The sequence below is a fragment of the Xanthobacter sp. NM-25 genome (genome assembly GCF_022138605.1).
GTDB lineage: Bacteria > Pseudomonadota > Alphaproteobacteria > Rhizobiales > Xanthobacteraceae > Xanthobacter.
Window position 1 is genome coordinate 51,891 of record NZ_JACBFS010000001.1, and the last position, 17,266, is coordinate 69,156.

The following is a 17,266-nucleotide window of genomic DNA, read 5'->3' on the forward strand; positions in this document are numbered from 1 at the left end:
TCTCATGCGTGTCATCTACCTTGTCTTTTCAAGCCGCGCCGAAGCACTTACGGAGCTTGGTGCGCGGCTGGGGTATGTGAGTTCGGCCGAGGAGGTCGGTGGGCGCGAGCGGCTCACCGCAGGACGGTGCGACGGCGTGCGTTATGACGTCGACTTCTTGGCGGACAATGGTCGCCGCCCCGGCTCACCCGACCATGTCAATGTCCTGTGGCACGGCGCAGATGCCGCCGCGCCCGACTTCGGCGCCTACGCGGTGGATCCGGCGTCACCCTCCTGCAAGTTTGGGGGTGCGGCATGAGCGAGCCCGGCCAGTCTGTCGCCACGCTGCCGCCGGTTACGGTCGCCGTCTCGGTGCTGTGCATCGACGGTGCCCAGAGTGCCGGCCTGATCTCCATCCAGGATCTGGCGGGCCTGGTTGGGGTGGCCTCCGTAGGGGCTTACCGCGGCTATCAGACCTATGCGGAGATGGTGGGCGACCTTACCGCCCCGGCGGGCACCATCGCCGAGGTGACCAGCGGCGCGGTCGGCGATGGTGGCGCCGGACGTTATCTCAAGACCGAGGCGGGTGCAGGGGGCTGGACATATGTTGCGCCGCCTCCGTTGGTCAGCGCCGACGTCCCGGCGATCCTCGATGCCATCACTATCACCGGGAGCGGCCTGGCAAGCGGGGGAGGCTCCATCGCCGCCAACCGCACCATCGACGTGGCAGAGGCGAGTGAGGCGGACGCTGCGGCGATGATCGGCACCGGTGTCATGACCGGGCGCCGGATGGCCGCAGCCCTTGCCAACCTCGGGCGGGTGGATGTGATCCCCAATGTGGACGACTGGCGAGAGGTGGAGGTCGACGCGACGGGACGGATCGTCAAGGGGCAGATGACGGACCTCTCGTCTTGGATCGCGGTTGACGGGGATCTGGTGCGCGACCTTGACCCGACCGTGCGGCAGCACGGGGGGGATGCCCCACTGGTGGGTGATTGGCGAGAGGTGGAGGTCGATGCCACGGGACGGATCGTCACCGGCTGGCAGACTGATGGCACCTTGTGGCGCGCGGTCTCCGGCACCCTCTCCCAGGTGTCTGGGGGCAGCGCCAGCGGCGGCAGCGACAGCGTCGATTACGATTACCAATACACCACGGGCCACGCGCTCCTCAGCGCCGATGCCAACGTGGATTACATGATCATTGTGATGGGCCAGTCATGGGCGGGGGGCGCCCCCTACAGCGAGAGCGACCCCACGGTCACGACCACACCGCAGCATCCCGGCGCGGCCCTCATGTTTGATGCCGGGAGCCGTCCCCAGGGGGCACTCGTCTCGTCTTATGTGGATCTGGCGGAGTCTGTTGGTGGGTCTCCTGAGGGGCAAGAGACCGTGTGCTCTGGCATGGCCGACGTCATCATGACGACGCTGCAGGCCAATCTGGGGCGCAAGCCGCGCATCATCTGGACCACGGCGGCCCGGGATGGGACCGCCTATTACGGCGGCCCGAGCGCCTCAGACTTGGGCCTCAAGAGGGGCTCCGCGACCTACAATGAGGCCATGCGCCTGGTGCGGCGGGGATATGAGATCTCCGGCGGCTTGGGTCGCAAACTGGAGGTGCTTGCCGTCCAGCTGCACCACGGGGAGCAGGATTTTTCCGACGGACTGCCCGAGGCGCTGTACGGCCGTGCGCTGGATCAGCTCCAGATGCACCTTGAGGAGGACATCCGCAAGATTACCGGCCAGACCACCCGAGTGCGGATGTATGCGGCGCAGACCAACCGGGCCGCAAACGGGGTGATCGGCCCGCCTGGCGCCCCGGCGCTGGCGGTGCTGGCGGCGGAGGATCGCAACCCCATGATCCGCTGCGTCGGCCCGAGCTACCAGTCTCCACCGGCGTCCGACCATGCCCACCTCTTGGCGCGCGGCTATCGCTGGCTTGGGTGCCTCGACGGGCGGGCCATCGTCGATGATCTGTTTGGCCCCTACCAGCGGGCCCTGCGGGTGGTGGAGGCGTATTGGCAGACCACCACGACCATCCGCCTGCGCTACTCCAAGGCCCTGGCACTGGAGACGACGGACGATCTGGTGCTCATCTCGACCCTTGGCGCCGGCCGTGGCGTGACGTTTGCCGACGGCTCGGGGAGCCCGCCGACCGTCACCGGCATTGCGCTTGTCTCCGCCGACACAATCGAGGTCACCCTCTCCGCGGCACCGACGGGACTGCGGCCCCGGGTCTTTGTGGCGGCCTATCGCACGGAGGGGGGCTCAGGCTCCACCGAGGGGCCACGCTCGGCGATCCGATCCGCGACGGCGTTCTACACGGACACGTTGACCTCGACGGACCTCTACTACTGGGCCTGTCACGAGACCATCACCCTCCCCAACATCTGACGAGGCCCTCAATGGGTACGATCATCACGCGCCTGCCCTATGTCTCCGCCGATGCGGCGGCCCTCTCGCCGCTCGACATCACCGATGCCGAGATTGCACTCTACAACTCTGGCATGGTCTCCGCCTGGTACAGGGCGGCGGACGGCTGGGACGAGTCTGCCGGGCTCACCGATCGGATGGGGAGCACCACGCGGCTGGCCCCGGTCACGGTCGCGCCGACGCGGACGGACATGGCCGCCTATAACGGCAAGCCGGCGCTTGTCTACGGGGCGGAGGGGGCGTCATCCGGCGATATGAGGGCGGCAGGCAAGCTGCCCACCAACAGCTCGTTTACGATCGCCCTGGTGGGGCGCCACGGCCCGAGCGACAACGCCAACCTCGTGGGCAATGACAACGATGCGGGCCTCACCGTCATATCGCAGAGCAGCCTCGGGGCATTTACATTTTTGATCGGTGGCACGACGGTGCAGACCAATACGGGCACTGTCTCCAGCTACTACCGACCCTATGCGGGCGGCCCCAGCCTCGTGCTCGCGTCTTGGGACAATGACGCTAAGTCGTCATCGTTTCGGATCCAGCGTGGCGAGTATGAGCGCATCTCCACCACCGGGTTTGGCGCCGTCGTCAACACGGAGGGCACGCTGCACGTGGGTGCTGCCGGCACCGCCTCGTCGGGCCGTGTCGGGGGCGGCGACATTGCCGAGATCATGATCCTGCCTGTCGCGCTGCACGCTACCGCGCATGCGGACTTGCGTGCGACGATTGAGGACTACCTCGGCACCCGTTACGGCATCGCCGCTCCGTAACGGTTGCACTGCATCTCCGCCACAGATGGATGGCCGCCCAAGTGGCGGCCTTTTTGTTGCCTGAAAGGACACCCCAATGCAGGTTATCGAGATGCAGCGCATGTTGCAGGCGCTGGGTTATGACATCGGCCCCACCGGTGCAGACGGCGCCATCGGCCGCCGGACCACCGATGCGGTGGCGGCGTTCCAGCGAGCGGCTGGGCTTAATGTGGTCTACCCCGGCACGGTCGGCCCCAAGACCGAGGCGGCGCTCGCCGCGGCCTATGCGGCGCGGACGGGCGCCGATGTGGGCGTGAGCGCAACCCCGCTGCTGCCCTGGCTGGCTGAGGCCAAGCGGCTGCGGGGGGTCGAGGAAATCCCCGGCGCGCGCTCCAACAGCACCATCATGTCGTGGGCGCGGCGCTGACATTCGATCTTGCGCGCGCTGACATTCGATTTTGCGCGCTACACTCCGATCTCGACCCGCGGTTGTTCGACACTACGTCGTGGCCGGTGGTGTTCGCCCATTTTCCCGAACTCGGCGAGCCCGACCGCGTCGAGCGCCTGCTGAGCGGCGTGACCCGGGTGCTGGCGCAGGAAACCCCTTTCGTGATGGTCTGGATTCCACCAACGCACGACCATGACGACGAGCCCCATGCGGATGAGAAGGCCGCGACTGTCTGGCTGAAAGCGCACCGGGCTCGGCTCAATGCACACTGCCGGGGCTATCTCTATCTGGTGCGGGACGAGAAACTGGCCGCAGAGCTGGACGGCCGCATCCGCACCGTCGCCCGAATGTATGCCTTCCCCCTCCGACTTGTGCCCTCACGCGAGGCGGCCCTCGCCGCGGCAGCCCCACTGTTGCGATCGGCGCCAAGCGCCTGAGGCCACGCGCCTGAGGCCACGCGCCGCGCGGACACCCATCGCCACCGCGCGACCGCCACCCACCGGCGGCCGTGCACCCGCTCGCCCGTCGCCACGGCGCCCCCCTCCATCCAAGCGAAGCCAACGGCGCCACGCGGGCGCGCCACAGCACGCGCGCAGGCGCAAAGCGCCGCAGCACATCCTGAAATCGCCGATTGAATGGAAGGTCTCGGATCGCCAGCCGCTGTCGGATGGCAAGATGGTGCCGCGGAAGGGATTCGAACCCCCGACCCACGCATTACGAATGCGTTGCTCTACCAGCTGAGCTACCGCGGCACGCCGCTTCTCATACGGGCACCATCCGGCATTTTCAAGGGGAAGGCTGTGGACGACCCCAGCCGCGCCGCACCCTTTCGCGGGATCCGCGCGCCAGCCCTAATAGGTCAACACCGCCGGCAGGGTCTTCGCCTCCTCGATCCAGCGCGCCACCATGCTTTCCGCCGGCAGGGCGCGCACCAGCTTCTTAGTGGCGTTCACCTCGGCCATGGCCTTGGTGAGATTGGCGGGGTTGCGGGTCTTCAGCTCCTTCACCGTGTCCACGCCAGCGGCTTCCAGCAGCTCGGAATACTCCTCACCGATGCCCTTTACCCGCATCAGATCCGCCATATTGGCCCATTTGAGGATGCGCGGCGCCTCAATCCCGGTCTTCGCGGCCAGGTCCTGACGCCCCTTGGGGCTCGCGGCCGCCGCCAGCAGATCCGCCGTGGTCAGGATGCCGACCCCCTTCAGCTTCTCCGCGAAGACCGGCCCGATGCCTTCGATGTCAATGACCGGATAGGACATGTCTTTCCTCCCGAACACGCGATTCCCAAGCAAGACGCCGCTATCAGGGCACAACCTGCGTCAATTGCAAGTCACCGGGCGCCCCGACATGACACCCCGCTCACAGAACCTGCCGCAGACCGGGCACCGCGCGCACCACCGCGTCGATTTCCGCATCGCCTACGCTTTCGCGGGCATAGGCGACGATGTCGCGCACCGCCTCCTGCACCTGCGGCATGGTGAGGCCCTGCGCCATCATGCGATCGGCCACATGCATCAGCCGCGCGACACCACCGAAATGGCGTTCCGATAGCGCCGGTGCCGGCTCCTCCGGCGTGGCGGCGAGCACCTCGGGAATCCAGGGATGCGCCGCCAGCAGCGGGGCCAGCGCCTCGTGGGGCGCCTCATGACACAGGAATTTGAGCACGATGCCGACCAGGCTGCGGGCCGTGCCCGGCGAGACATCGAGGTGCTGCGTCAGTCGGGCGATCAAATCGTCCATCGGGATCTCCTTGCGCCGCATCGCATGAGAGGGGCCGCACCTTGCCGGGGGCTGTCCTGGGACGCAAGAGGCCACGGGATGGCCACGGGCTAGCCGCGGGGCAGCCGACGGACGGGCACAAGCCCCTTGCCCCTGCGCCCCCAAGCGCGCGAGAAATCTAGGAACCGATTCACCCCCAGCCGGCCGCTCGCGGCCGAGGGATGCGCCATGACACAGCCCGTTTCGAGCCCGGATATGGACGGCAAGATCTTCCTTGGCCGGCTGGAGCCCCCCACCGGCGGCAAAACGGCCAGCACCGGCGTGGTGGAAGGCGGTGAATACCTTGCTCTGCACCTTGCCAATCGCCACGGCCTGGTCACCGGCGCCACCGGAACGGGCAAGACGGTGACCCTCCAGGTGCTGGCCGAAGGCTTCTCCCGGGCCGGCGTGCCGGTGTTCGCGGCGGATGTGAAGGGCGACCTCTCGGGCATCGCAGCCATCGGCGAGGCCAAGGATTTCCTGCTGAAGCGCGCGGCCGAGGTGGGCATCACCTATCAGCCGGACAGCTTCCCGGTCATCTTCTGGGATGTGTTCGGCGAGAAGGGCCATCCCATCCGCGCCACGGTCTCGGAGATGGGTCCGCTCCTGCTGGCGCGCCTGATGGGCCTCAACGATACCCAGGAAGGCGTGCTCAACATCGCCTTCCGGCTGGCCGACGAGCAGGGCCTGCTATTGCTGGACCTCAAGGACCTGCGGGCGATGCTGGCCTATGTGGCGGAAAACGCCGCCAGCCTCACCACGCAATATGGCAATGTCTCCTCCCAGACGGTGGGGGCCATTCAGCGGCAGCTTCTGGTGCTGGAAAACCAGGGCGCCGACAAATTCTTCGGCGAGCCCGCTCTCGATATTCACGACCTGATGCGGATCGACCGCACGGGATATGGAACCATCTCGGTTCTGGCATCGGACAAACTGATGTCGTCGCCGCGGCTTTATGCATGCTTCCTGCTGTGGCTACTGTCCGAATTGTTCGAGCAGCTGCCGGAGGTGGGTGATCCGGACAAGCCGAAGCTCGTCTTTTTCTTCGATGAGGCGCACCTGCTGTTCGACGAAGCGCCCAAGATCCTACTGGAGAAAGTCGAGCAGGTGGTGAGGCTGATCCGCTCGAAGGGCGTCGGGGTCTATTTCGTCACGCAAAATCCCCTCGACGTGCCCGAAAGCGTGCTGGCGCAGCTCGGCAACCGGGTGCAGCACGCCCTGCGGGCCTTCACCCCGCGAGATCAGAAAGCGGTGAAGGCGGCCGCGGAGACTTTCCGGCCCAACCCGAAGCTGAACACCGCCCAGGTCATCATGGAGCTGGGCAAGGGCGAGGCCTTGATCTCGACCCTGGAAGGCAATGGCGTGCCGTCCGTCGTGCAGCGCACCCTGGTCCGCCCGCCGGCGGCGCGGGTCGGGCCCATCACCGAGGCGGAACGGGCGGCGGTGATGGCGCGCAGCCCCGTCGGTCATGCCTATGACACGCCGGTGGACCGCGATTCTGCCTTCGAGATGCTGCAGCGGCGCGCAGAGCAAAGGAGCACAGCTCCCGCCTCTGCCCCCGCCTCGCCCTCCGCCCCCAGCGGCGCGGCAGGCTCTGTCATCACCTCCGCCGGCGGCGGCCTGCTCGATGCGGTGCTCGGCACGGTGCTGGGGCGGCCCGAGGTTCGCACCGAGCCCCTGCCGCAGGGAAATACCCCGACGCCGCGCACGGCCGGTACCAAGTCCACCCGCAGTTCGGTGCCCAAAAGCTCCGTGCCCAAAACCGGCCGCAGCAGCACCCGCATGTCGACGACAGAAGTGGTGGTGCGGCAGGTCGCCCGCTCGGTCGCCACCCAAGTGGGCACCCAGCTGGGGCGCGCGATCCTGCGCGGAATCCTGGGCAATCTGAGCCGCTGAGCGCGGCCACCCGTTACCATATCCGGCCAAAAAGTAACACCCGACCCAGGTAGGGGGCGGTTGCCTCAGGGGTGCCGAAGAGATAATCTCCCATGTTACCGGTGCGATTGCGGGGTCGTGCTGGAGGTTCATTGATGCGTGAGCGTCGTGTGAGAACCATGACGCTCGGCGCACAGTTCATCGGAGCGCCTTATGAAGGTGTTACCCACCGCCCGCATTCTTCTCGTTGATTCCCAATCCGACCGGCGCGATGCGCTGCGGCTTGCCCTGACGGCCTTCGGCGTCGGTGCGGTTCTGGAGGCGGCCTCCACCGCCGAGGCCGCCGAGCCGCAGTTTCAGGGTGCCGTCGACGTTCTGGTCGTCCATACCGATGACCCGGATCAGGCGCCAGAGAACCCCTTTCGGGATGGCAATGGTGTGCCCACCATCCTGATCGCGGAGCTCCCCACCCAGGCGTTGATGCGCCTGGCGGCGCGCGGCGGATACGACGCAGCCGTGGGGGCGCCACTGGCCCCGCGCCTGCTGTATCGGCGGATTGGTTCGGTCATGCAGCGGGCCCGGCGCGTGGTGCGCAGCCTGGCGCCGGATGCGCCTCGCGTTGCCAGCGAGCCCGCAGCAGCCCTCGTCCCGACCAACTGAAAACGGCGGTCCCGGCGCCCCAGGCCGATCGCCGGGGCGCGCGGGAGCGCTCACAGACGGAGCACTCTCGGACAGCGCGTGCGCGTGGCATTGGGCACGTTGGATCCCGGGGGGGCGTGGCGGGGAGCCAAGGCCTGCGCGCGCGGCTTGCCGGTTTTACGACGATACGGCCGACCTGAACTCCGTATGACGGGCAGGTTCGGCCGGAACACAGGACGGGCGGGCGAGCAGCGGCCTCCCTCTCGACCTGCACCTCCGCCCTGCCCGCCCAGCTTCGAGACGTCAGTCGGAGGCCACGCTTGGCCGCTAGAGCGAGCGGGCTGGCCCGCCGGTTCTCCACCAAAGGGGAGAGCGGGGTTGAGCCGCCCCGCCTGTCGCTCATGCTTGGCTGTCATGCTTGACTGTCATGCTTGGCTGATGGCCCTTCGCCAATCATGTCTTGCCCGCCGGCGTCCCCGGCGCCAGCATCCGCCGGGAATCACGCAGGCGATGCGCGGCATCGTGGCGGCGGCAGGAGGCAAGTGATGACGGCGGTAGATGCAGCGCTACAGGCGGTGGACCAGGGGCTGGATGGGGCGCTGGAGCGGCTGTTTGCCTTTCTGCGCATTCCCTCCATCTCCACCGATCCGGCACATGCGGCGGCCTGCCAGGATGCGGCGCAATGGGTGGCGGCGGAGCTGGCGAGCCTCGACATCCCCGCCGAAGTCCACCCGACCAAGGGTCACCCGGTGGTGATCGGCCGGACCGATACCGGCGCAGCCCGCCGGGTGCTGTTCTACGGTCATTACGACGTCCAGCCGGTGGACCCGCTGAACCTGTGGCAGGATCCTCCTTTCGAGCCGCATTTCGGCGAAACCGCCGATGGCCGGCGCACCATCGTGGCCCGTGGGGCGGCGGATGATAAGGGGCAGGTGCTCACCTTCCTCGGTGCCCTGCGGGCGCTCAAGGAGAGCGGGGGCCGGCTGCCGGTGGATGTGACGATCATGCTGGAGGGCGAGGAGGAATGCGGCTCGCCGAGCCTGCCGGCGTTCCTTTCCGCCCATGCGGGTGCGCTCGGAGCGGATCTGGCGCTGGTGTGCGACACCGGCATGTGGGACCCCAAGACCCCCTCCATCACCACCTCGCTGCGGGGCATTCTCCACACCGAGCTGACCATCCACGGGGCCAATCGCGACCTGCATTCCGGCCTCTACGGGGGGGCCGCCGCCAACCCCATCCATCTCCTCTCGCGCATCCTCGCCGATGCCCATGATGCCGACGGCCGTGTGGCCATCCCGGGCTTCTACGACGAGGTCCGCGAGATGCCCGAAGCGGTGCGCGAGCGCTGGAGAAGCCTCAACCTCTCGGCCGAGGGCTTTCTCGGCCCGGTGGGTCTGTCGATTCCGGTGGGCGAGCGCGACCGCATGCTGATCGAGCAGATCCAGTCCCGCCCCACCTTCGAGGTGAACGGCATCTACGGCGGCTATATCGGCGAGGGCACCAAGACCATCATCCCGTCCAAGGCCACGGCCAAGATTTCCTTCCGCCTGGTGGCGGATCAGGACCCCGCCAAGCTGTGGGCGGCCTTTGCCGCCTTCGTCCGCGCGCGGCTGCCGGCGGATTGCACCATGGAGCTGAGCGAGGGGGACGGCGCCCGCGCCTTCCTGGTGCCGCCGGACAGCCCGGACCTCGCCAAGGCGGCGGCGGCCCTGGAACAGGAATGGGGGGTGAAGCCGGTGACCATCGGCACTGGTGGGTCGATTCCCATCGTCGGCCAGTTCAAGCAGCGGCTCGGGGTCGATACGCTGCTGATCGGCTTCGGCCTCGATGACGACCGGGTGCACGCGCCCAATGAGAAGTATGACCTCAGCTCGTTCCACAAGGGCACGCGCAGCTGGGTGCGCATTCTGAGCGCCCTGGCGTGAGGCGGCGGGGGACGCGCGAAAAAAGTTATCGCCGCTATCCCCAGACTTATCAACGGTGCAAGATTTCCCCCGGGCGGTGGGCCGGAATCCGGCCGCCTGGGGGTCTTCGGCACGGACTCTTAAGGGTCCTGTCTGCTAAACGAGGCCTCCAAGCTGTGGACTCGTGACCATGCTCGATCTTCTCGACAAAGGGGACCTCGACCCCTCCTATCGCCAGGCGCCGCACAATCTGGAAGCGGAGCAGGCGCTGCTGGGCGCCATCCTGGTCAACAACGAGGCCTTCTACCGTGTCTCCGACTTTCTGGAGCCGCGCCACTTCTTCGAGCCGCTGCACGGCAAGCTGTTCGAGATCATGGGCGCGTTGATCCGGGCCGGAAAAATCGCCACCCCGATCACCCTCAAGACCTTCCTGCCGGCTGAGCTCGACATCGGCGGCCTCACCGGCCCGCAGTACCTGGCCCGGCTGGCGGCGGAAGCCACCACCATCATCAATTCCGAGGATTACGGCCGGGCCATCTACGATCTGTCGGTGCGCCGCGACCTGATCCAGATCGGCGAGGAAATCGTCAACGAGGCCTATGACGCCGGTGTCGAAGCCTCGCCGCAGGAGCAGATCGAGCAGGCGGAAAAGCGCCTTTACGAGATCGCCGAGACCGGCCGCTACGATGGTGGCTTCCTGAAGTTCGGCGACGCGCTGCGCGAATCCGTGGACATGGCCTCCAAGGCCTTCCAGCGTGACGGGCATCTGTCGGGCATCGCCACCGCCCTCGACGACCTCGACCACCAGATGGGCGGCCTGCAGCCGTCGGATCTGATCATCCTGGCCGGCCGTCCGGCCATGGGCAAAACCTCGCTCGCCACCAACATCGCCTTCAATATCGCCGCCGCCTATCGCGGCGAGCAACGGGCCGATGGCTCCATCGAGGCGGTGTCGGGCGGCGTGGTCGGCTTCTTCTCGCTGGAAATGTCGTCGGAGCAGCTGGCCACCCGTATTCTCGCCGAGCAGGCCGAGATCGCCTCCTACAAGATCCGCCGTGGCGACATCTCCGAGGCCGAGTTCTCCAAGCTCGCCGCCGCCGCCCAGACCATGCAGTCCATTCCGCTCTATATCGACGACACCGGCGGCATCTCCATCGCCCAATTGGTGGCGCGGGCACGGCGGTTGAAGCGCCAGCGCGGGCTCGATTTCATGGTGGTGGACTATCTCCAGCTCCTGTCCGGCTCCAGCAAGTCGTCGTCGCAGAACCGGGTTCAGGAGATCACCGAGATCACCACCGGCCTGAAAGCCTTGGCGAAAGAACTGCAAGTGCCCATTATGGCGCTGTCGCAGCTCTCCCGTCAGGTGGAGAGCCGGGACGACAAGCGGCCGCAGCTGTCCGACCTGCGTGAGTCCGGCTCCATCGAGCAGGACGCCGACGTGGTCATGTTCGTGTTTCGCGAGGAGTACTATCTCAAGAGTCGCGAGCCGAAGCAGGGCACAGAGGAGTGGTTCAAGTGGGAGATCGACATGAAGGCCGCGGAGAACACGGCGGAAATCATCGTCGGCAAGCAGCGTCACGGCCCGACGGGGACGGTGAAGGTGCATTTCGAACCCCAGTTCACCCGCTTCTCGAACCTGGCGCGGGAGGATCACCTGCCGAACCGGGACTGAGCGGCACCCCCCTGCCCTCGCCCCCCACACCAGCGGAGGATCCGGAGCAGGCCGCGCGTGACGCGCGCGATGCCGGCGCCATCCTCACCATTGATCTGGCCGCCATCGCCGAGAACTGGCGCACCCTTTCCGCCCTCGCCGCCCCGGCGGAATGCGCGGCGGTGGTGAAGGCGGATGCCTATGGGCTCGGCATCGCTCAGGTGGCCCCGGTGCTGTGGCGCGCGGGGGCCCGCACCTTCTTCGTCGCCCATCTCAATGAGGCGCTCACGCTGCGCAGGCTGCTGCCCGAGGCCACCATCTACGCCCTGAACGGCCTGCTGCCGGGCACGGCGCCGCAGTTCGCCGCCCATGAGATCCGCCCGGTGCTGGGCTCGGAGCCGGAAATCGCCGAATGGAGCGCGGCCTGCCGCGACAGCGGCGTGAGCCGGCCGGCGGCCATTCATGTGGATACCGGCATGCATCGCCTGGGCATCGCCCTCGATGAGGCGGTGCGACTGGCGGAGACCATGCCCACCCTCGGCTTCAAGCCGAGCCTGATCATGAGCCATCTGGCCTGTGCCGACACCCCCGGCCATCCGCTCACCGCCCGGCAGCGGCTGGTGTTCGCCGATGTGGCGCGCCGCTTCCCGCGGGTGAAGGCCTCGCTGGCCAATTCCGCCGGCACCCTGATGGGCCGGGATTTTCGCTTCGACCTGGTGCGGCCCGGCATCTTTCTCTACGGCGGCGTCGCCATCAACGGCGTGCCACCGCTGAAGCCGGTGGTGCGGCTGGAGGCGAAGGTGATCCAGGTGCTGGATGTGGCGCGGGGGGAAACGGTGGGCTACGGCGCCACCGAGCGCCTGCAACGCGACAGCCGGCTCGCCACCGTCCATATCGGCTATGCGGATGGCTTCTTCCGCGCCGCCGGCTCCACCGACGAACGCAAGGCGGCGAAGGCCGGCGCGGTGGCCATGCTGGGCGGCCAGCCCTGCCCCCTGGTGGGGCGCATCTCCATGGATCTCGCCACCCTCGACATCACCGACCTGCCGCCCGGCACCGTCGGGCGCGGCGATCCCGCGGTGTTCCTGGGCGACGGCATCGGCGTCGATGATCTCGCCACCGCGGCGGGCACCATCGGCTATGAGGTGCTCACCAGCCTCGGCAAGCGCTACCTGCGCCGCTACGTGGGGGCGTGAGCGGGAGACGTGAGCGGACCTGACGTCGCGTCCCGGCGCCACCGGCTGGGGCGCGCGCGCCACACCGCCCCTCTATCTCCCCCACCGCGCACGCGGCCTCTCGACCTTCCCGGCGAACACCTCTAGCGTCCGCCTGTTCGTGGGGAGGCCCTCATGTCTGATCGATTCGCCTTGTCGCCGGAGCATTCCGGCCTGATTGACCGTTTCGTTTCCTCCGGCCGTTTCGACGGCCCCCATGCGGTGCTCAGCGCCGCCCTCTCGCTGCTGGAGGCCCGCGAGCGGGAGCGCAGCGAGAAGCTCAGCGCCCTGCATTCCGCCCTGGCGGCGGAGGCCGGCAAGCTGGCCTTCGACGTGGATGAGACCTTTCGCGAGATCGAGCGGCTGATCGGCTCCGGCCTCGGCGCGCCAGGCCTGCGCGAAGCCTGCTGAACGGCACGGGGCCAGCCGGATGCGGCGGCCGGCCCGGTGCCCTCACGGCAGAGCCCGCTGCTGGGCGACGAGCCTCTGGCAACGATCGACCGTGCTCATGAGCAATGCTGATGAGCAGGTCTTGATGCGTGCGTGCCGGCGGGCATCGGGGAGCGCCCCGGATGCCCCTTCGGCCCGGCGGCGGGTAGGCGCGCGCTTTGGCGCGTGATAGTTTCGGCGGGTGATGGTCTAGAGTGCGGCAGGCGAGGCGGATTCGGCCGCCCGCCCTTCGGATCTGTCATGGCCAAGCGCGACCACACCTTCGTCTGCCAATCCTGCGGCGCGGTCTATTCCCGCTGGCAGGGCAAGTGCGATGCCTGCGGCGCCTGGAACACCATTTCCGAGGAAGTCGCGGTGGTGGCCAGCGTGCCGGCCGCCCAAAGGTCCAGCCGCAAGGGCCGCGCCTTCGCGCTCGAGAGCCTGGAAGGCGGCGGCAATCCCGCGCCCCGCATGGTCTGCGGCATCGGCGAGCTCGACCGGGTGGCCGGTGGCGGCTTCGTGCCGGGCTCCATCCTGCTCATCGGCGGCGACCCCGGCATCGGCAAGTCGACCCTGCTGGTGCAGGCGTCGGCGGCGCTGTCGGCACGCGGGCTGAACGTGGTCTATGTCTCCGGCGAGGAGGCGGTGGACCAGGTGCGCATGCGCGCCCAGCGGCTCGGCCTGGCCGCCGCCAAGGTGGGGCTCGCCGCGGAAACCAACGCCGAAAACATCCTCGCCACCCTCGCCTCGGGTCCGCCGGTGCATGTGGTGGTCATCGATTCCATTCAGACCATGTGGTCGGACAGCGTGGAATCCGCGCCCGGCACGGTGACCCAGGTGCGCACCTCGGCCCAGCTGCTGGTGCGCTACGCCAAACAGACCGGCGCCTGCGTGATCCTGGTGGGCCATGTGACCAAGGATGGGCAGATCGCCGGCCCCCGGGTGGTGGAGCACATGGTGGACGCGGTGTTCTCCTTCGAGGGGGACGGCGGCCATCAGTTCCGGGTGCTGCGGGCGCAGAAGAATCGTTTCGGCCCCACCGACGAGATTGGCGTGTTCGAGATGACCGGGCGTGGCCTGCGCGAGGTGGCCAACCCCTCCGAGCTGTTCCTTTCCAACCGCGACAGCGGCGCGCCCGGCACCGCCGTCTTCGCCGGCATGGAAGGCACCCGGCCGGTGCTGGTGGAGATCCAGGCCCTGGTGGCCCCCTCCTCCCTCGGCACGCCGCGCCGGGCGGTGGTGGGCTGGGACCCCAACCGCCTCTCCATGGTGCTGGCGGTGCTGGATGCGCGCTGCGGCGTGCGCCTCGGCGGGCACGACGTCTATCTGAATGTCGCCGGCGGCCTCAGGATCGGCGAGCCGGCGGCGGATCTGGCGGTGGCGGCGGCGCTGGTCTCCTCCCTCACCGGAGCCCCGCTGCCGGCGGACGCCGTCTATTTCGGCGAGGCCAGCCTCACCGGCGCGGTGCGCCCCGTTTCCCAGGGGCCGGCCCGGCTGAAGGAGGCGGCCAAGCTCGGCTTTGCCCGCGCGGTCATTCCCGCCGGCGGCCAGGAGGGCGCCGACGGACTGGTGGAGATCGACTCCATCTCCTCCCTCGCCCAGCTGGTGGCGGGCATCGCCGCCCGCGCTCCGCGTAAGGCAGCCATGCGCAAGCCACAGGCGGACGACGCCGATGAGGATGGTCCGCGCCGGCCCGCCGGCAAGCGCGCCATCGCCGCGACCACCACCCCGTGGGATGACGAAGCGGACTGAGTTGAGATAAAGGGCAAGGGGAGGATGACGCCGACCGATGTGCGGGCTATATCACGCGCGCGGCGGCCCCACGCGGTGCGGACCCGCAGGATGAGCGCCTGTCGCCCCACACCGACCACGGACCGATGCACCGATGCCTGTCACGCTACTCGACATCATTGTCATTTCCGTGATGCTGATTTCAGGAGTCCTCGCCATGGTGCGGGGCCTGCTGCGCGAAGTCTTCAGCATCCTGTCGTGGGCGGTCGCCGCTGGCGTGACGCTCTATTTCTACAAACCGGCGCTGCCGTACGTGAAACAATATATCTCCCAGGACACCGCCGCCATGGCGGCCACCCTGGGCCTCTTGTTTCTCGGCACGCTGCTGATCGCCTCCATCATCACCGCGCGGATCTCCGACATCGTGCTCGACAGCCGAATCGGCGCGCTGGACCGCACCTTGGGCTTCGGCTTCGGCCTCGCCCGCGGCCTGCTCGTGATGGTGGTGGCTTTCATGTTCTTCAATTGGCTGGTGCCGCTCAAGAGCCAGCCGCCGTGGGTGGTGGACGCCAAATCGCGTCCGGCGCTGGAAAGCGCGGGTGACTGGCTGATGGCCCAGTTGCCGGATGACCCTGAAAACACCATCTTGAACAAGTTCAAGAAGCCACCCGCAGGTGAGGAGGGCGATGCGCCCGCCGCACCGGCAGCGGGTCAGCGTTCGCAGAACGACGGTTCGGGCCTTGGGGGCACGACCATGGCGGCAAGCACCGCCCCGGGATCCACGGCAGGGAGCGCCGGCTACCGGCGCACGGATCGCCAGGGCTTTGAGCAGCTGCTGGAAAGCACGCGCGGCACCGGCCAGTAAGGTCGCCCGAGCGGAGGTGCAGGATGGACAGGACACAGCTGGACGACATGAACGGCGCCGAAGGGAGCCACGGCTCCGACCATGGTTCCCATGCCCAGGAGCCCGGACAAGGTCGCGCCATCGACCTTGATCTCGATGGCGACCGCCTGCGCGAGGAATGCGGGGTCTTCGGCATCTATAACCACCCCCACGCCGCGGCGGTGACGGCCATTGGCCTGCACGCCCTGCAGCATCGCGGCCAGGAAGCCGCCGGCATCGTCTCCTTCGACGGCCGGCGCTTCCACTCGGAACGGCGCCTCGGCCTCGTCGGCGATGCCTTCTCCGACGGCGCGGTGATCGATCGCCTGCCGGGCGATTCCGCGATCGGCCACGTGCGCTATTCCACCACCGGTGAGACCCTGCTGCGCAATGTGCAGCCGCTGTTCGCCGAGCTCGATGCCGGCGGCTTCGCGGTGGGGCACAACGGCAACCTCACCAATGGCCTCACCCTGCGCAAGCAGCTGGTGCGGGAAGGGGCCATCACCCAGTCCACCACCGACACCGAAGTCATCCTGCATCTGGTGGCCCGCTCGCGGAAGCCGCGCTTCATCGACCGCTTCATCGACGCGATCCAGTGCCTGGAGGGCGCCTATTCCCTGGTGGCGCTCACCAACAAGAAATTGATCGGCGCCCGCGATCCCCTCGGCATCCGCCCGCTGGTGCTCGGCACCCTGGAAGGCTCGCCCATCCTCGCCTCGGAGACCTGCGCCCTCGACATCATCGGCGCGCGCTATGTGCGCGACGTGGAGAATGGCGAGGTCATCGTCATCGACGAGGACGGGCTGCAGTCGTTCAAGCCGTTCCCCGAGATGCCGGCCCGCCCCTGCATCTTCGAGTACATCTATTTCGCCCGCCCGGATTCCGTGGTGGGCGGGCGTTCCGTCTACCAGGTGCGCAAGACCTTCGGCCAGGTGCTGGCCCAGGAGAGCCCGGCCAATGCCGACGTGATCGTGCCGGTGCCGGATTCCGGCGTGCCGGCGGCCATCGGCTTCTCGCAATATTCGGGCATCCCCTACGAGCTCGGCATCATCCGCAACCACTACGTGGGCCGCACCTTCATCCAGCCCACCCAGACCATCCGCGACCAGGGTGTGCGCATGAAGCATTCCGCCAACCGCTCGGTGGTGGAAGGCAAGAGCATCGTGCTGGTGGACGACAGCCTGGTGCGCGGCACCACCTCGGTGAAGATCGTGCAGATGATGCGCGATGCCGGCGCCCGCGAGGTGCATTTCCGCATCGCATCGCCGCCCATCACCCATCCCGATTATTACGGCATCGACACGCCGGACCGGGACAAGCTGCTGGCCGCCACCCACGACCTGGAAGGCATGCGCCGCTATATCGGCGCGGATTCCCTGGCCTTCCTCACCGTGGACGGCGTCTACCGCGCCATGGGCTATGAGGGGCGCGATCCAGCCCGGCCGCAGTTCACCGACCACTGCTTCACCGGCGACTATCCCACCCCGCTGACCGACCGCTCATGCGCGGCCGGCGCACAGCAATTGTCGCTGCTCGCCGAAGCCAGCTGAGGTCTGCGCCGCGGTCGGCGACACCGGCC

Annotated in this window: 16 protein-coding genes and 1 tRNA gene; 14 read left to right on the top strand and 3 right to left on the bottom strand. The window is 68.0% G+C overall.

Annotated features, from left to right (window positions below; genetic code table 11):
- Window positions 1–4 precede the first annotated feature (4 nt).
- The 5 genes from MEU52_RS00280 to MEU52_RS00300 all read left to right on the top strand — a co-directional run bounded on the left by MEU52_RS00280 (window position 5) and on the right by MEU52_RS00300 (window position 4,040).
- On the top strand, window positions 5–298 hold the full coding sequence (locus MEU52_RS00280) for a hypothetical protein (protein WP_238121953.1): 294 nt from the start codon (window positions 5–7) through the stop codon (window positions 296–298).
- On the top strand, window positions 295–2,370 hold the full coding sequence (locus tag MEU52_RS00285; RefSeq protein ID WP_238121952.1) for a hypothetical protein: 2,076 nt from the start codon (window positions 295–297) through the stop codon (window positions 2,368–2,370). The genes MEU52_RS00280 and MEU52_RS00285 overlap by 4 nt, the downstream gene beginning before the upstream one ends.
- Window positions 2,371–2,381: 11 nt before the next feature.
- On the top strand, window positions 2,382–3,176 hold the full coding sequence (locus MEU52_RS00290) for a hypothetical protein (RefSeq protein WP_238121951.1): 795 nt from the start codon (window positions 2,382–2,384) through the stop codon (window positions 3,174–3,176).
- 76 nt (window positions 3,177–3,252) lie between these two features.
- Window positions 3,253–3,582, top strand: coding sequence for a peptidoglycan-binding domain-containing protein (locus MEU52_RS00295; RefSeq protein WP_238121950.1), 330 nt, complete (start codon window positions 3,253–3,255; stop codon window positions 3,580–3,582).
- On the top strand, window positions 3,567–4,040 hold the full coding sequence (locus MEU52_RS00300; protein ID WP_238121949.1) for a hypothetical protein: 474 nt from the start codon (window positions 3,567–3,569) through the stop codon (window positions 4,038–4,040). Before MEU52_RS00295 ends, MEU52_RS00300 begins: the two co-directional genes overlap by 16 nt.
- 239 nt (window positions 4,041–4,279) lie before the next feature.
- On the opposite strand, the gene MEU52_RS00305 is transcribed toward MEU52_RS00300, so the two are convergent.
- From MEU52_RS00305 to MEU52_RS00315, 3 genes are all read right to left on the bottom strand, one after another.
- Window positions 4,280–4,355 (bottom strand) — tRNA-Thr (locus MEU52_RS00305).
- A gap of 99 nt (window positions 4,356–4,454) precedes the next feature.
- On the bottom strand, window positions 4,455–4,862 hold the full coding sequence (locus tag MEU52_RS00310; RefSeq protein WP_238121948.1) for a DUF4332 domain-containing protein: 408 nt from the start codon (window positions 4,860–4,862) through the stop codon (window positions 4,455–4,457).
- Between the two features lie 100 nt (window positions 4,863–4,962).
- Window positions 4,963–5,343, bottom strand: coding sequence for a hypothetical protein (locus MEU52_RS00315; RefSeq protein ID WP_238121947.1), 381 nt, complete (start codon window positions 5,341–5,343; stop codon window positions 4,963–4,965).
- A gap of 207 nt (window positions 5,344–5,550) precedes the next feature.
- Here MEU52_RS00315 and MEU52_RS00320 point away from each other — a divergent pair, with 207 nt between their 5' ends.
- The 9 genes from MEU52_RS00320 (at window position 5,551) to purF (ending at window position 17,237) form a co-directional block, all read left to right on the top strand.
- Window positions 5,551–7,257, top strand: a complete 1,707-nt coding sequence (locus MEU52_RS00320; RefSeq protein ID WP_238121946.1) for a helicase HerA-like domain-containing protein — start codon at window positions 5,551–5,553, stop codon at window positions 7,255–7,257.
- 192 nt (window positions 7,258–7,449) lie between these two features.
- A complete protein-coding gene (locus tag MEU52_RS00325) occupies window positions 7,450–7,896 on the top strand; it encodes a hypothetical protein (RefSeq protein WP_238121945.1) in 447 nt (148 codons plus the stop codon).
- A 524-nt stretch (window positions 7,897–8,420) separates the two neighbouring features.
- On the top strand, window positions 8,421–9,800 hold the full coding sequence (locus MEU52_RS00330) for a dipeptidase (RefSeq protein WP_238121944.1): 1,380 nt from the start codon (window positions 8,421–8,423) through the stop codon (window positions 9,798–9,800).
- Window positions 9,801–9,969: 169 nt separating this feature from the next.
- On the top strand, window positions 9,970–11,451 hold the full coding sequence (locus tag MEU52_RS00335; protein ID WP_238121943.1) for a replicative DNA helicase: 1,482 nt from the start codon (window positions 9,970–9,972) through the stop codon (window positions 11,449–11,451).
- Between the two features lie 89 nt (window positions 11,452–11,540).
- A complete protein-coding gene (gene alr, locus MEU52_RS00340) occupies window positions 11,541–12,626 on the top strand; it encodes an alanine racemase (RefSeq protein WP_337927629.1) in 1,086 nt (361 codons plus the stop codon).
- A gap of 153 nt (window positions 12,627–12,779) precedes the next feature.
- Complete coding sequence (locus MEU52_RS00345; RefSeq protein WP_238121942.1) at window positions 12,780–13,055, top strand: type II toxin-antitoxin system ParD family antitoxin; 276 nt, start codon at window positions 12,780–12,782, stop codon at window positions 13,053–13,055.
- A 279-nt stretch (window positions 13,056–13,334) separates the two neighbouring features.
- Window positions 13,335–14,825 carry a DNA repair protein RadA gene (radA, locus tag MEU52_RS00350; protein WP_238121941.1) on the top strand — a complete coding sequence of 497 codons (1,491 nt, stop codon included), beginning with the start codon at window positions 13,335–13,337 and terminating at the stop codon, window positions 14,823–14,825.
- Between the two features lie 133 nt (window positions 14,826–14,958).
- Window positions 14,959–15,669, top strand: a complete 711-nt coding sequence (locus MEU52_RS00355) for a CvpA family protein (RefSeq protein WP_238121940.1) — start codon at window positions 14,959–14,961, stop codon at window positions 15,667–15,669.
- Window positions 15,670–15,692: 23 nt separating this feature from the next.
- Complete coding sequence (gene purF / locus MEU52_RS00360; RefSeq protein WP_238121939.1) at window positions 15,693–17,237, top strand: amidophosphoribosyltransferase; 1,545 nt, start codon at window positions 15,693–15,695, stop codon at window positions 17,235–17,237.
- The last annotated feature ends 29 nt before the right edge of the window (window positions 17,238–17,266 follow it).

Bases quoted from the DNA above. Each gene is read 5' to 3' on its own strand.
- MEU52_RS00280 (WP_238121953.1), top strand. From the start codon at position 5: ATGCGTGTCATCTACCTTGTCTTTTCAAGCCGCGCCGAAGCACTTACG.
- MEU52_RS00310 (WP_238121948.1), bottom strand. From the start codon at position 4,862: ATGTCCTATCCGGTCATTGACATCGAAGGCATCGGGCCGGTCTTCGCG.
- MEU52_RS00285 (WP_238121952.1), top strand. From the start codon at position 295: ATGAGCGAGCCCGGCCAGTCTGTCGCCACGCTGCCGCCGGTTACGGTC.
- purF (WP_238121939.1), top strand. From the start codon at position 15,693: ATGGACAGGACACAGCTGGACGACATGAACGGCGCCGAAGGGAGCCAC.
- MEU52_RS00355 (WP_238121940.1), top strand. From the start codon at position 14,959: ATGCCTGTCACGCTACTCGACATCATTGTCATTTCCGTGATGCTGATT.
- radA (WP_238121941.1), top strand. From the start codon at position 13,335: ATGGCCAAGCGCGACCACACCTTCGTCTGCCAATCCTGCGGCGCGGTC.
- MEU52_RS00325 (WP_238121945.1), top strand. From the start codon at position 7,450: ATGAAGGTGTTACCCACCGCCCGCATTCTTCTCGTTGATTCCCAATCC.
- MEU52_RS00345 (WP_238121942.1), top strand. From the start codon at position 12,780: ATGTCTGATCGATTCGCCTTGTCGCCGGAGCATTCCGGCCTGATTGAC.
- MEU52_RS00335 (WP_238121943.1), top strand. From the start codon at position 9,970: ATGCTCGATCTTCTCGACAAAGGGGACCTCGACCCCTCCTATCGCCAG.
- MEU52_RS00330 (WP_238121944.1), top strand. From the start codon at position 8,421: ATGACGGCGGTAGATGCAGCGCTACAGGCGGTGGACCAGGGGCTGGAT.
- MEU52_RS00320 (WP_238121946.1), top strand. From the start codon at position 5,551: ATGACACAGCCCGTTTCGAGCCCGGATATGGACGGCAAGATCTTCCTT.
- MEU52_RS00295 (WP_238121950.1), top strand. From the start codon at position 3,253: ATGCAGGTTATCGAGATGCAGCGCATGTTGCAGGCGCTGGGTTATGAC.
- MEU52_RS00315 (WP_238121947.1), bottom strand. From the start codon at position 5,343: ATGGACGATTTGATCGCCCGACTGACGCAGCACCTCGATGTCTCGCCG.
- MEU52_RS00290 (WP_238121951.1), top strand. From the start codon at position 2,382: ATGGGTACGATCATCACGCGCCTGCCCTATGTCTCCGCCGATGCGGCG.